This is a genomic window from Thermoactinomyces sp. CICC 23799, from assembly GCF_016055145.1.
GTDB lineage: Bacteria > Bacillota > Bacilli > Thermoactinomycetales > Thermoactinomycetaceae > Thermoactinomyces > Thermoactinomyces intermedius.
In genome coordinates, this window is record NZ_JAECVV010000007.1 from 49,132 (window position 1) to 62,882 (window position 13,751).

Sequence of the window (13,751 nt, forward strand, 5' to 3'; positions counted from 1 at the left end):
GCTGGATTTCTTATTTGCTTTCTTCTTTCTGCTCTTCGAGCTCTTTCAGCTGATCGCTTAACACGTGGAGACGATGCTTCAATTCTTCGCCCCACTCTTTATCATTTAATACTTTTGATACTCTCAACAAGTCAAGTGAATGATCAATTTGTTCGCGCAAGATGGGTTCAAAGTCTTCAGACTCTTGAAAACTTACGCCATATTCTTTCCATTCAGCGATCATTTCGGGGGTAATGGTATCTCGGAGGGTGACTTCTCTTACGCGATCTTCCCGAGCGTACTCCACCACTAGCTCGAACTCTTCTCTCACCGATGGATGAACTTGAACGTCATGGCAAACCGGACAGTACATCAGTGGCACCTTATGAACCATGACGGACTCTGAACGATACGATCCGATAAATCCGATGGTTGATGCGCCACAACAATAACTCATCTGCGATCCCCCCTGTCCCACTCATGATCGGCGACATATCCTGGTGCGATTTGGTTCCATAGAGTATAAGGCGTCTTACATATATTTTATCACAAATCACTATTATCCAAACATATTTATACAAAGAAAAAACATGACAATTTTTTCTGTTCACCGAAAATCTTCACTTTTAAAAATCTCCCGATCAGGGAAAGGGGAGCGCCCGGGCCGCCGGAAGGCAAAAAAATATCCTCCTGTCAAAAAACCTCTTTTGCACCGAGATTTTCCTTCAGGAGGACAAATCAGACCGTGACGGCACATTAAGAATCAGTCTTCTTCACTGACCATCGCTTCATATTGGCTTGCATCCAACAATTTCTCCAGTTCGGAGGGATCGGACATTTCCAACACGATCATCCAACCGTCTCCATAAGGGGATTCATTCACATTTTCCGGCGAATCTTCCAGTCCGCTGTTCACCTCAAGAACTTTTCCGCTGACCGGAGCATAAAGTTCCGAAACCGTTTTCACGGATTCGACACTGCCAAACGATTCTTCGGCAGCCAGTTCCTGTCCTGCCTCAGGCAATTCCACAAAAACAATGTCTCCTAACTGGTCTTGGGCAAAGTCCGTAATCCCGATGCGAACTTTGTTGTCTTCCAAAGTTTCCACCCATTCATGTTCTTTGGAATACCGCAGTTCTTTTGGCACGTTCATTGTTCGATTCCCTCCGTTATTCAATTTCTCCCGACATCCGTTCCAGCGGGCGCTTTAACATGGACAATGCCCTGGCGCCTCCGAAACGGTGTCTTAATTGACCTTTGGCATCGAATAAGTAAAATGCCGGTACATACTCATTCTCAAAGGCATCCACAACAGCGTGCCTGTTATCGATCCCTTGAGGATGTTTCAATTCATATTTTACGATAGTTTCTTTCACCGCGTCTACATCTGTATCTTTTTCCGAACGCGGGACATGAATACCTATAAATTCCACCTGCGGATGTTCTCCCCGCAGTTTGTTCAATTCTTTAAACCCCATCTTGCACAACTCGCAACTGACGGACCAGAAATGAACAAGCACAGGTTGTCCCGTGAGGTCGTCGTTTGAAACCTTTTGATTCACCCATTCCGTGACGCCGCCGATGTCCGGCAATGCCGCCTGCAACCGCAGGACCATGTGCCATTCCTCCCATCCCGTACGGACAAAGGCCCGACAGATTGTCAGGCCTTCCGGCTTGCTTGCCCGTAAACTTTTTTCAGACCCAATGTCACTTTACAGCCATTTTTCTTTGAACTCTTCTTCTTTAAAACCGACCGTGACCTGGTTTCCGTCGGTAATAAGCGGCCGCTTAATCAGCATCCCGTCCGACGCCAGAAGATCCAACTGCTCTTCTTCGCTCATCTCTTTCAGCTTTTTGGACAATCCGAGTTCACGGTATTTCTTGCCGCTGGTGTTGAAAAACTTTTTGACGGGTTGTCCGCTTATGGAAACAAACTGAGCCAATTCATCACGGGAAGGAGGGTTTTCGACAATATTTTGCTCAGTGAACTGCACTTCGTGTTCCTCCAAAAATTTTTTGGCCTTACGGCACGTCCCACATTTCGGATACCAGTACATTTTCAGTGCCAATTTCAGCTCTCCTTGTTGGACATCATTATTCTTATTCTATCCTGAACAAAATCATTTGAACACTTGGCCGCCTCTTTTATATTCCACATCCGCCACATTTTCCCTCACATTGGCCACCCTTGCCGCGACGAAGAAAAAGTCGGACAAGCGGTTTAAGTAGCGGCGGACTTCCTCATTGGTCTTTTGTTCACGGCACAACGTCACCACCATGCGTTCCGCCCGGCGCACCAGTACGCGGCAAATGTGCAATGCGGCCGCTCCCCGGGTTCCTCCCGGCAAAATAAACCGTTTTAACTCCGGGCACTCTTTCTCATACTGATCAATCCAGTTTTCAAGGCGACGGACCATCTCTGCATTCACCTTATACTGCCGCTTTTCCCCCGCTTGTGCCAGGTCGGCTCCGGCATCAAACAATTCATGTTGGATTTCGGTCAAATGCCCGATCAGATCGGCATACTTTTCGTCATCCAACCGGGTGATGGCATCTCCGACAAACGCATTCAGCTCATCGACGGTCCCATAGGCTTCCACGCGGATGTCATCTTTATCCACACGTCCGCCGATCACACTGGTTTTTCCTTCATCTCCCGTACGGGTGTAAATTTTCACGATATCTCCTCCTGATAAACACCCTTGGCGGATGTTAAAAGAATTTGCGGAACATGGAGGGTCGGGTGATCAATGATAACCGGCCTGACGCCATATACTTCTTCAACAAGGCCGGGCTCGATCACCTCCCTCGCCGTGCCGGTTCTTACCAGCTTTCCGTCTTTCAGCACCAGAAGCGCGTCACAATATTGGGCGGCCAGGTTTAAATCATGCAAGACCACAATCACCGTCAATCCGTCCCTTTTTTGCCAGTTTTTCAACCGGTCCAGCACTGCCAGCTGATAGTGAATGTCCAAATAAGTGGTCGGTTCATCCAATATCAGCAACTGGGGCTCCTGCGACATCACCCGGGCGATGGATACCCGTTGCCGTTCCCCTCCGCTCAATTCGGAATACAGACGATGTCTGACCGGATAAACCTGTGTTTCCCGCATGACCCGGTCCACCACCATCCGGTCTTCCCCGGTCTGTCCGAAAAAGCGGCGGCGATAGGGATAACGTCCCATGAAAACAACTTCTTCAGCCGTGAAAGAAAGATCCGAAACCTGTTCCTGCGTCAATACCGCCCATTTTTTGGCCCTTTCTCTGAGCGGATACGATTCGAGCGGCTGATCATCCAACCAAACTTTTCCGGCATCCGGAGCATCCTCCCCGGTGAGAAGGCGCAGCAATGTGCTTTTTCCGCTTCCATTCGGACCGATGATGCCCAACATTTCCCCGGGTTTGACTTGAAAAGAAATCTCTTTCAACACCCAGCGTTGCCCCAACTTTTTCGCCAGTCCGGCCGCTTTTAACATCGTTTGTCTCCTTTCATCCCTGACTTCTCTGATGTCTGCGCAAAATGCCCGCGAAAAAAGGAGCCCCCACAAAGGCTGTCACCACACCAATCGGAAGTTCCTGAGGGGCCAGCACCATCCGGGACAACCCGTCGGCCCAAATGAGAAAGGAAGCCCCGAACAACGCCGACAAAGGAAGCAAAAACCGGTGATCGGCCCCCGTCAACATGCGCATGATGTGAGGGACCACCAATCCGACAAAACCAATCATTCCCGAAACGGCGACAGCCGCACTGGTCATCAGGGAAGCGATGATCAATAAAAAAATCCGCATTTTCTCCACATGGACGCCAAGATGGTGAGCCGATCTTTCTCCCAACGCCATCAAATTCAGTTCCCGTGAAAACCGCCAGCAAACGAAAAAGCCGATGAGAAAAAATGGCAGCATCAAACCGATGTGTTGCCACCCACGAAAAGCAAAACTGCCCATCAGCCAAAATTGAATCCGCTGCATTTCCTCCGGGGAAGTCGAAATGGCCAAGGTCAACACCGCGCTGAAGAACGCTTGGATCACCACACCGGCCAGAATTAATGACGTCGCCTGCGACGCTCCCCGTCCTCTCCCCAGCTGAAGCACCAACAAAAGCGCCAGACAAGCTCCCAGAAAAGCGAAAAGAGGAAGCATCCAGCCGGACCGGTTCCCCCAGCCGGTGATGATGGCCAAAGCCGCTCCGACAGCCGCACCGGAAGACACCCCCAAGATATACGGGTCCGCCAAATGGTTTTTGAGCAATCCCTGATAAATCACTCCGGCCGTCGCCAGACAAGCTCCGACCAACCCCACCAACAACACGCGGGGAAGCCGCAACTCCCAAATAATGGCGGCGTCGGCTTCATCCATGTTCACCCCGTCCATCAGGCCGGTATGTTGCAAAATGACTTTCCACACCGTCCAAAACCCGACATGCGTGCTTCCCAGAAAAACCCCGAGGGAAACGGAGAGGATCAGGGCGATCAACAGCCCTCCTCCCCACAACCACTTCATTTTGCCGATCGTCATCGGGCACTCTCACCAAACCGGTCAGGATACAATGTTTCCGCCAATTGTTTGACCCCATCGTAAACACGCGGACCGGGACGGCTCAACAAATCCGGCTCCAGTGCGTAAACCCGGCCTTCCTGAATGGCACGGATGGATTGCCAGCCTGCCCTTTTCTTGATTTCTTCGGTATCGCCATGCAACGAAACAATCACATCCGGATTCCATTTCACCACTTGTTCCGGAGAAACTTTGGGCCATCCTTTCAGCCCTTGCGCCACGTTTTTTCCGCCGGCCAATTGGAGCAATTCATGCATAAAGGTGTCTCCCCCGACCGTATACAAGTTGCCGTCCAATTCAATCCACACTTTCACCCGTTTTTCTTCCGGGATTTGAGCCACCTTGGCATAAACCGCCCGCAATTGTTTTTCCATTTTGGCAACCAATTGGTCCGCCTCTTTCAGATGATTGGTTGCTTGCGACAAGATGACAATGGACTCATAAATCTCTTTGGTGCTTTTGGGATCGGCCACCAACACGGGAATCCCCATTTTTTTCAATTGATCCAGGACTTGTTTTTCATTTCCGGAACTTGCCACAACCAGATCCGGCTTTAAAGCCACCACTTGTTCCGCATTGATTTGGAATGCACTGACTTTGGGCAAATTTTTGACTTCTCCCGGATAATCATCCTGATCGGACACCGCGACCACTTGCTTTCCCGCACCCAGCGCAAATAAAAGTTCCGTGTTGCTCGGCATCAGGGATACGATACGCTTCGGCTCTTTTTCAATCTGAACCTGATTGCCTGTCTGATCTTTCAGGGTCAGCGGATAATGGACGCTTCTGTCTTGCATCGGCCCGTATTGCACGGCCGAATCATCCTGGTTTTGCGGAGAACAGCCGGCGATTCCGCCGATCAGGACCAAAAGTGCGATCCCCAGGGAAAAAACTCTCCACTTGCATTGTTTCATGTTTGAACCCCTCTCTGTTGCCAATAAAAAAACCCGTGCTGACGGGGCACAGGAGTTACATGCATGCAAAACACCAGCCCGGCATGAGACACACAACGGGCCAAGTGCATACGTCTCTCCTCACCCCCGAAGGAGAACGTAAGTAAACAGAAAAGGCAGGTCTCCTGGCTTATGGGTCATCGTCAGGCTCGCCTTCCCGTTTTCTTGCGAAAACAGTGGCATCAAGAGCCGTCCTCCCCAAATACAGTGGCGGGGCCGCGCCGGATTCCAACCGGTCTTCCCTATTACCTTTCTCCTGTCGGAGAAAGACCTTTTCTTCTATTCACTTCGTTCGTTATCATTATAAAAGAAAGGAAAACGGGTTTCAATTTTCAGACCTGCAGTGGAAGGGAGAGACAACACTTTGCTTAAAAAATCTTTTTCTTTCGATTTGGGAAAAGAAAATCGTGTCATCCGCGGAGATGTCCGCTTGCCGAAACTGCAATCACCCTCGCCGGTCCTTTTCATTTGCCACGGTTTCAAAGGATTCAAGGATTGGGGGTTTTTCCCCGTATTGGCCGAAAAACTGGCAGAAACCGGCTTTGTTGCCGTCACGTTTAACTTTTCCATGAATGGAATCGGCGAGGATTTGGAAAACTTTACGGAGTTGGAGAAATTTTCATTGAACACCTTCAGCCGGGAACAGGAAGATTTGACCTTTTTGATCCAAAAGGTCCGCGAAGGGGACTTTCCGCATGCGGATGCCATCGATCCGGGACGAATCGGACTTTTCGGCCACAGCCGCGGAGGAGGCAACAGCCTGATCCATGCCTTGGATCACCCGGACCGGATCAAAGCGGTTGCCGTTTGGAACAGCATTCACCGGGCCGACTTCTTTGCTCCCGAAGTGATGGACGACATCGAGCGCAAGGGTATCGGCTATGTATCCAATGCACGCACCGGACAACTTTTGCCCGTCCGCCGGGAAGTCATCGAGGACATCCGGCAGAACCGGGAACGGTTTGACATCAAAAAACGGCTTTCCGACCTGCATATTCCTCTGCTCATCGTGCAAGGAACCGAAGATCTCCCCGGCTTCTTGGAAGGAGCACAAGAAATGGCTGACTTGGCAGACAAGGCCTCTCTCTGTCTCATCGAAGGGGCCAATCACACCATGGGTGCGGTCCATCCTTTTGAAAAAATGACTCCTCAGCTGGAAGAAGCAATTCAAGCCACCTCCTCTTTTTTTCTGAAGCATTTGTCTCCTGAACAGGTATAATGATAGCAAGTGCATCATTGTAAAAAGCAGGTGAATGGTATGCAAACGCAGAAACCGTCTTCGGATTGCCCGGCGGGGGCACCCCGGAAAAGCCACCACCCCGACAAAGTGAAAAACAATCTGATTTCCCGGCTCAACCGCATTGAAGGACAAATTCGTGGCGTCAAAAAAATGATCGACAATGATACTTACTGTGATGATGTGTTAAATCAGATTGCAGCGATCCAATCGGCTTTAAACAGTGTGGGCAAAATTCTTCTGGAAGGCCATTTGAGAAGTTGTGTGGTGGAACGTCTCCAAGAAGGGGAGATGGAAGTGATTGACGAACTGCTTGTCACCATGAATAAGTTGATGAAATAAGCGTGAAAATGCAAACAGGTTGGCGGATCCCGCCAACCTGTCTGCTTAAGGGGGTCAAACGTTTTGGATTTCTACTTGCCATCAGTGACGCGTGAGAACATGAGATCATCCATTTACAATCGGAAAGGAAAGTTGGTTTCCCTGCTCCATCCATTGTTGCATCTTTGTGCTGCGTCTGTTTGCTTCTCTGTCTATTATAACGGATCATGCTTCGGAAAAGTTTCAACAAAAAATGAAAAAAATAAAATTTTAAACCATGATGGAGACATCATGACTTTCAAACAGCTTCACGGCGGTTTTCTCACGCATATACACCAAGTAACGCGTGTAAAGCCGCCACATCCCCTGCCAGAATTCATCCCCGGCCGGCAGGTACACCACTTTCAACCCGATCGCTTTGGCTTCCTCATACCCGATGACTGAACCGTGATTCGGATATTTGTCGATGTTGATCAACGTCTCGGCAATCCGCTTGGCCTTCAGCGGATTGTTTTTATGCATGGACCGGCTCAACCACTTGACGGCCAAACGTTTTGAATGTTCAATCGATTTATGGCAGAAGTCGATCAATGCCGCATCCACGCCCTGCAAAAAAGGGAGGTAGGCTGCATTTAAAGGTTGTCCATTCGCATGCTCTTTTTTAATCAATTCGAGTCCGTTCAGGAACGCTTGAGCGGGCCGGTATTGATAACCGAGCACGGTCGGAATCGATACCTGAGGATCGATCGGACCCAGTTCCGATGTGTCGCTCATCACGATTTCATCCGCAGCCAGGCTGATCAAGGTGGCCGCACTCTTGGCTGCCTGCGGGACAATCACCCGAAGATGCCTGGTTTTGGAAAACAGCGTGTGCACCAATGTTTCCGCCGCATTCGGATCGCCTCCGGGGCTTTCGATGATCAAATCCACATCACACTGGTCCTCCAAAGAAGAAACAATCTCATAAAACGGAGCAATATCTTCCCGGGTAATGGCACTGTCCGGATGTGTCAGGTTCGCCATGTACACCAAAATGCGGCGTCCTGTCTTCTTTTCCAATTCCCTCATCAATGCCTGCCGTTCGTACCGGTCGCGATGGACAGCGTGGTAAAGAGGACTTTGCTTCGGAAAGTGTTGGTGATCCATGGAATCTCCTTCTCTTTTCATTATTGGCTTTGATAGGGTCGCCCGTACAACTTTTCTTTCGTCGGCTTGATCCCCAATGCCTCCATATCCCTTTTCAGCTTTTGCACCGATTTGGCAAAGCAATCAAAATCATTCCGGTTGTTTTCGCGCAACAATTTCTCTTTGGCTAGAAGGAGTGTGTCAAACATCGCTTGCTTCCCTCCTTGTCTCATTAGCAAGCTCCTTTTTTTTAGTATACTATATGCATTCCCTTTCCGAAAGATCACGGTGATTCTCCCGACTTTTCATTGTTGGGCACTTTCCCGTTTGCTATACTAATATATTAAGTCGATTCCATAAATATAAGGAGTTTTACAGTGAAATGCACCGGATTTTTAGAGCCGCTGAAGCATCGCCCTTCCCGGCCTGTACAATATGAGCTGAAAGTGGATGACCAAGTCATCCCTTTGAACGATTATTTGGGCAGGGAAATGGAAATCCGATTTCTGGATGAGTTAAGATGCCGGTATTGCGGTCGGAAAACCAAAAAATTTTACGGCAACAACAGCTCATGCTTTCCTTGTTTTAAAAAACTCCCGATCAATGACCTTTGCATCGTCAAGCCGGAATTGTGCCATTTCCAGCAGGGAACTTGCCGGGACAACGCCTTCGGTGAGCAACATTGCATGTGCCCCCATATTGTTTACCTCGCTTTATCCAGCGATATCAAAGTCGGCATCACGCGAAAAAGCAACCGGTTCAACCGCTGGATCGATCAAGGGGCGGTACAGGCATTGCCCATTTTGGAAGTGGCCACACGCAAAGACGCCGGCGAAGCGGAAATCTTCCTTTCCCAATTCATCACGGACAAAACCAACTGGCGCAAAATGCTGAAAAATGAAATCAACGATGCGGATTTGTATGAAACCCGGAAAGAACTGATCAAAAAACTGCCGGAACGATTCCAGCCTTACATTCTTCCTGAGACGGAAATTCATGAATTCACTTATCCCCAGCTTCAAGTTCCCGATAAAATCACTTCCCTGAACTTTAAAAAACAACCGGCTTTCCGCGGGACATTGATCGGCATCAAAGCACAATACTTAATCTTTGACACCGGAGTGTTTCAGGTGCGCAAACATGCCGGATACAAAATTTCCATTTCGCTTTGAGCATTTTTAATGTATCCGGCGAAAGAACTTTTTAAACCGGTACGGCGGTTCCAAATTCCGGCGGATGTGCCGCCAATTCGGCTTCATCCTAAAGAGAATGAGGCTACCCAAAACCAAAATGACCAGCCAGGCATAAAAATGGGTCACCAGAATCAATCCGAGAACAATCATCGCCATGGTTGTAAGCAATGTGGACAAAAACAGATAACGGGTAAACAGCAAACTGAAAAAATAAATAATGATTCCCACCAAAACCAGCACAGGGCTCAAAATCAGCAATGCTCCCGCGGCGACGGTCAATCCGTAATTCCCTTGAAAACCCAAAAACACAGAATACATGCTGCCGGCGACAACCAAGACCGCCGCCAGGCACGCTCCCGGCCAACCTCCCAAAGCCATGCCGAAAAGGGTGGCCGCCATTCCTTTTACCAAGTCGATCACAATCATTAAAAAATATTCGCGCGGCTGCAATCGGGACCGGAACGGATGCTTTCCCAAAGCCCAGAGATGAAGCGGCAAAGCCCCCATCAGATAAGCGCCGGCCACGATATACACAAAATGCATGCCGTCCCCTCCTTCCCCGCTTTTTAACAATTTATGCTGGCAAACGGCAAAGTGCCAACCGGATCAGGGTCATCAGCCCGGCATAACCGAAAAAAGGGTACAAAAACCCGATCAACACCGGAAAACCGAACAAGGAAAACAGATAGCCCAATCCAAAGATCACGGCCATCACGGTCGCCGGACGGTACGGAATCCATGGTTTCAAACTGACCGTCAACCCGTATACATTACCGATGAGAGTTGTCAAAATCTCCGCCCACATCACCAACAAAAAAAAGTATTTGAGCCCGGCACCCAAACGGCTGATGACAAAAGCCATGGGAATCTTCAGATGAGACACATCCGTCCAATATATCTGCATGGCGAGGTTGCTGGCAAAAAGCATCAACCCCAATCCCAAGCCGCCCAACAGCCCTCCCGCCATCACCACAGGCTCATCGGCCACTTTGGCCCCCAACGGAATCAAGACCGCCTGCATCAACGACAAATTATAAGCCACGTAAATGAGGGACGGCACCAGCCAATGATAGCGGGACGGCCCCAATGGAAAGGGCATATAAGAAGACCAATCCGCTGTCTTCCAGGTATGAAGCGCAACCATTCCGATAAACAGAAGCATCATGGGAACGACCAGGGAATTGACCGACAAGATGCCGTCCATTCCCCTTAAAATCACGACATATGCAATGAAGATCGTCGCCAGGACCCCCAGATGAAAAGACAAGCCAAGTTGTTCTTCAAACAAAGCTCCCGAGCCGGACAACATGGCGGTTGTGATGCCGAATAACATGAGACTGATCAACCGGCTCATCCATTTCCCCCAATATTCGCCAAACAAATAACAGTTGAAATCTTCATAAAAAGGGGTGCCCAACCGGCTTCCCAAAAGAAGCATGCGAACCCCCAGCCACGAAAACATCCCGACGGCAAACAGGACTGCCCAAATGCTGTCTTTCCCATGAGAAGTAAAAAACTGCATGATTTCCTGTCCGGAAGCAAATCCGGCCCCCACCGCGGTTCCCGCATAGACAAAACTGATCCGGAGAACCAAACTCCATCGCCTCAGTGACCACATACAACCCTAACTCCTTTGTCCGACTGTCAGGACTAGTTTATGATCACAGGCATAAGAAAAGACCAGCCAAAAACTTGGCTGGTCTTTGGATTACCAGGGCCATCCCCCTTTGTTGTCATCTTTGTTGCCATTGTCACCGTTATTTCCGTTATTTCCGTTATCTCCCTGGTCATCGCCGTTGCCGGGTCCGGGGAACGGGAAGTTATTATTGTCGTCTCCATTGCCCGGATTATTCGGATCTTCCGGTTTCTCCCCATCATCCGGTTTTTCTCCCCCTTGCGGGGCCAGCGTAACGGAAACGACACCGGATTCTTTTTGTTCGTTTTTCTCCGTGTCAATGGCCACCACTTTATAGCGGTAGGTTTTGGAGGCAGGTTGCCCTCCTCCGCCGAAGATATTATCCAGGAAGTTTCCTCCTTGCGGCGGTTGCACGGGATCTTTATATTCTCCCACGGTTCCGGGCAATTCTTTAATCATCTGGAAGTCTTGCCCTTCTTCTGCACGCCATACTTGGAATTTGACGCGGTCTCCCTGGGCACCCCACTTCAAGAGAATACCGTCACTTTGTTGTGACGCACTTAATTGAGGTTGTTTCAACTCAAACGGCGGTTGCGGTTCAGGTGCGTTAAACTGGAATTTCTGAGGTTTCTCCCCTTCCAGTGCTTTGTTCATCACATAACCGAAGATTTTCGCCGGTGCGCTTCCCCCGGTCAGGTATGGGTTGTCCTGTCCGCCTTGGGGATAGAACACGTTGACGGCCATCACCATATTGGGGGTGTACCCGACAAACCATCCGGCTTGCCCGCCTTGGATCGTACCGGTTTTTCCGGCAACATCCCAGTCGTTATGCAAGGCGGCTTTTTTACCGGAACCTTCGGTAATGACATTCTTCAACATGCGGGTCATCCAATAAGCGGTCTTTTCATCAAAGACTTTGGTTTCTTTTTCATCTTTTTCTTTTTTGGGCTCCAACTCTTTGTCACCTTGCACCACTTTCCGGATGGTGTACGCCTGCTTGTAAGAACCTTTATTCGGGAAGACGGAGTACGCTTGCGCCATTTGCTTGGAAGTAACCCCTTTGTTCAAACCTCCCAGAGCAAGCGGTGCATATCCTTTATCCGCCGGTTGCAAATCCAGGCCCAGTTTTTGCCCGTAATTATAGGCCCGTTCCAGTCCGACTTCTCTCAGCAAGTGAATCGTCGACAAGTTCAGCGAGTTGGCCACCATGTATTTCATGCTGACCTCGCCCTTGGGACCTCCCGAGTAGTTGCTCGGATTCCAGTCGCCGGCAAAGTCCACCTTTTTGTCTTCAACCGTGAAATATTCATTATAACCAAGATCCTGAATCGCCGGGGAATAAACGGTCAACGGTTTGATCGTCGATCCCGGTTGCACTGGATCGGCCACCGCTCGGTTCCGGTATCCCGGTTTGTATTCACGGCCTCCTCCCACGGCCCGGATCAGCCCCGTTTTGGGATCAATAATGGTAATCCCGGCGTCGGCCCCCTTCAAGGATTCTCCTTCATTATTGGTAAACAGCGAATCATCTTTCAGGGCCTCTTCCACCGCTTTTTGGGCTTTCAAATTCAAACCGGTATAAATATTGAGTCCCAGTTGTTCCAAATCTTCTTCATTCAAGCCGTATATTTCTTCCAATTCATCAATGACCAAATCTTTATAAGCATCAAACTCGTTTTGTTTCAGATATTCTTGTTCACACTCTTTACAAGTATCCAGTGGCTTTTGTGCCAGCCTTTTGGCCTCTTCTTCCGAAATCATCGGCTCCATCACGTCATCCAACGGCATGACCATCGTCAAGACGACGTTCCGGCGCTCGATGGCTTTTTCCGGATGTTTCAGCGGATTATACTTGTTGGGCGCTTTGGGCATTCCGGCCAGCATGGCCACTTCTTGCGGCTCCAGTTTTTCTTTAACCGGATCCTTGCCGAAATACACCTTGGAAGCCAGACGCACACCGGCTACCCGGCCACCGAACCCGATAAAGTTCAAATAAGCTTCCAAAATATCATCTTTGCTGTATCTCTTTTCCAGATTCAGCGCACAACCCAGTTCCTTGATCTTCCGGGTCATGGTCTTTTCGGCATTTTCCAAGATAATGTTTTTACAAACCTGTTGGGTGATGGTACTTGCCCCTTCGGCCGCACCCATGGCGATGATGTTTTTGACCACAGCCCGGGACAAACCTTCAAAGTCAACCCCGATATGTTTATAGAAACGACGGTCTTCCGTTTTGACAAAAGCGTCGACCAGCATCGGGTTTTTTGCTTTTAACTGTTCAATATCCGCCCACTCACGCTGTTTCGTACCAATGGTGGCAATCACTTCATCATTGGCATCATACAGCTTGGAACTAAATGGCATATTTTCTTTTTGGATTTTTTTCAAATCATAAGTGCCTTCGCTTAACATAATGGCTGAACATCCGCCCACCATCAGGAGCAAAGATGTCACCAATACCAATACAAGCCATTTCCAAGAAAGAAATCTCTTCCACCCGGTTTTGGGCGGTTTGCGTCCGCCGCCGCCACCTGAACGGGAACGCGAACGGGGACCCACTCGTTCACTGCGTGAGCGCGGGGGCATCGGGCTATAACCACTTTTCATGCTCACCCTGCGAAAATCATCCATCGATTACCCTCCCGAAACCATTGTTCTATCCAATCCATGCTTCCACCTTTAAAAAAGCACGAAAACCAATAGATAATTTGACAATAAGACTGACCAATTCCTGCACATCCGCTTTTGTGCTAT

16 protein-coding genes and 1 riboswitch are annotated in these 13,751 nt (G+C 49.3%); of the genes, 3 read left to right on the forward strand and 13 right to left on the reverse strand.

Annotated features, from left to right (window positions below; translation table 11 throughout):
• Positions 1 to 10 precede the first annotated feature (10 nt).
• The 8 genes from I8U21_RS10400 to I8U21_RS10435 form a co-directional block, all read right to left on the reverse strand.
• Positions 11 to 436: a hypothetical protein gene (locus I8U21_RS10400; RefSeq protein ID WP_037992978.1), complete on the reverse strand. Its 426-nt coding sequence runs from the start codon at positions 434 to 436 to the stop codon at positions 11 to 13.
• Between the two features lie 306 nt (positions 437 to 742).
• Positions 743 to 1,132: a glycine cleavage system protein GcvH gene (gene gcvH / locus I8U21_RS10405; protein ID WP_049720543.1), complete on the reverse strand. Its 390-nt coding sequence runs from the start codon at positions 1,130 to 1,132 to the stop codon at positions 743 to 745.
• Positions 1,133 to 1,148: 16 nt separating this feature from the next.
• A complete protein-coding gene (locus I8U21_RS10410) occupies positions 1,149 to 1,595 on the reverse strand; it encodes a TlpA family protein disulfide reductase (RefSeq protein ID WP_232337619.1) in 447 nt (148 codons plus the stop codon).
• Between the two features lie 96 nt (positions 1,596 to 1,691).
• Positions 1,692 to 2,048 carry an arsenate reductase family protein gene (locus I8U21_RS10415; protein ID WP_181731565.1) on the reverse strand — a complete coding sequence of 119 codons (357 nt, stop codon included), beginning with the start codon at positions 2,046 to 2,048 and terminating at the stop codon, positions 1,692 to 1,694.
• A 51-nt stretch (positions 2,049 to 2,099) separates the two neighbouring features.
• Positions 2,100 to 2,657 (reverse strand): cob(I)yrinic acid a,c-diamide adenosyltransferase, encoded by a 558-nt coding sequence (locus I8U21_RS10420; protein ID WP_181731564.1) that lies wholly within the window; start codon positions 2,655 to 2,657, stop codon positions 2,100 to 2,102.
• Positions 2,654 to 3,454 carry a heme ABC transporter ATP-binding protein gene (locus I8U21_RS10425; protein WP_198053861.1) on the reverse strand — a complete coding sequence of 267 codons (801 nt, stop codon included), beginning with the start codon at positions 3,452 to 3,454 and terminating at the stop codon, positions 2,654 to 2,656. The genes I8U21_RS10420 and I8U21_RS10425 overlap by 4 nt, the downstream gene beginning before the upstream one ends.
• 13 nt (positions 3,455 to 3,467) lie before the next feature.
• Positions 3,468 to 4,493, reverse strand: coding sequence for a FecCD family ABC transporter permease (locus tag I8U21_RS10430; protein WP_181731562.1), 1,026 nt, complete (start codon positions 4,491 to 4,493; stop codon positions 3,468 to 3,470).
• Complete coding sequence (locus I8U21_RS10435; protein WP_181731561.1) at positions 4,490 to 5,446, reverse strand: ABC transporter substrate-binding protein; 957 nt, start codon at positions 5,444 to 5,446, stop codon at positions 4,490 to 4,492. The genes I8U21_RS10430 and I8U21_RS10435 overlap by 4 nt, the downstream gene beginning before the upstream one ends.
• A gap of 137 nt (positions 5,447 to 5,583) precedes the next feature.
• A riboswitch (cobalamin riboswitch) is annotated at positions 5,584 to 5,775 on the reverse strand.
• 74 nt (positions 5,776 to 5,849) lie between these two features.
• Between I8U21_RS10435 and I8U21_RS10440 the strand changes: the two genes are divergently transcribed.
• Positions 5,850 to 6,704, forward strand: coding sequence for an alpha/beta hydrolase family protein (locus I8U21_RS10440; protein WP_198053862.1), 855 nt, complete (start codon positions 5,850 to 5,852; stop codon positions 6,702 to 6,704).
• 39 nt (positions 6,705 to 6,743) lie between these two features.
• Positions 6,744 to 7,064 carry a metal-sensitive transcriptional regulator gene (locus tag I8U21_RS10445; protein WP_181731559.1) on the forward strand — a complete coding sequence of 107 codons (321 nt, stop codon included), beginning with the start codon at positions 6,744 to 6,746 and terminating at the stop codon, positions 7,062 to 7,064.
• A gap of 249 nt (positions 7,065 to 7,313) precedes the next feature.
• On the opposite strand, the gene I8U21_RS10450 is transcribed toward I8U21_RS10445, so the two are convergent.
• Positions 7,314 to 8,189, reverse strand: a complete 876-nt coding sequence (locus I8U21_RS10450) for an SDH family Clp fold serine proteinase (RefSeq protein ID WP_181731558.1) — start codon at positions 8,187 to 8,189, stop codon at positions 7,314 to 7,316.
• 20 nt (positions 8,190 to 8,209) lie between these two features.
• Positions 8,210 to 8,401 carry a hypothetical protein gene (locus I8U21_RS10455; protein WP_181731557.1) on the reverse strand — a complete coding sequence of 64 codons (192 nt, stop codon included), beginning with the start codon at positions 8,399 to 8,401 and terminating at the stop codon, positions 8,210 to 8,212.
• Positions 8,402 to 8,545: 144 nt separating this feature from the next.
• Here I8U21_RS10455 and I8U21_RS10460 point away from each other — a divergent pair, with 144 nt between their 5' ends.
• Positions 8,546 to 9,340 (forward strand): DUF2797 domain-containing protein, encoded by a 795-nt coding sequence (locus I8U21_RS10460; RefSeq protein ID WP_309544835.1) that lies wholly within the window; start codon positions 8,546 to 8,548, stop codon positions 9,338 to 9,340.
• Positions 9,341 to 9,346: 6 nt separating this feature from the next.
• Here the strand turns inward: I8U21_RS10460 and I8U21_RS10465 are convergent, their stop codons facing one another.
• The 3 genes from I8U21_RS10465 to I8U21_RS10475 all read right to left on the reverse strand — a co-directional run bounded on the left by I8U21_RS10465 (position 9,347) and on the right by I8U21_RS10475 (position 13,628).
• A complete protein-coding gene (locus I8U21_RS10465; protein ID WP_181731556.1) occupies positions 9,347 to 9,904 on the reverse strand; it encodes a glycerol-3-phosphate acyltransferase in 558 nt (185 codons plus the stop codon).
• A gap of 31 nt (positions 9,905 to 9,935) precedes the next feature.
• Positions 9,936 to 10,979: a YkvI family membrane protein gene (locus tag I8U21_RS10470; RefSeq protein ID WP_198053863.1), complete on the reverse strand. Its 1,044-nt coding sequence runs from the start codon at positions 10,977 to 10,979 to the stop codon at positions 9,936 to 9,938.
• Between the two features lie 90 nt (positions 10,980 to 11,069).
• Complete coding sequence (locus I8U21_RS10475; RefSeq protein ID WP_198053864.1) at positions 11,070 to 13,628, reverse strand: transglycosylase domain-containing protein; 2,559 nt, start codon at positions 13,626 to 13,628, stop codon at positions 11,070 to 11,072.
• Positions 13,629 to 13,751 lie beyond the last annotated feature (123 nt).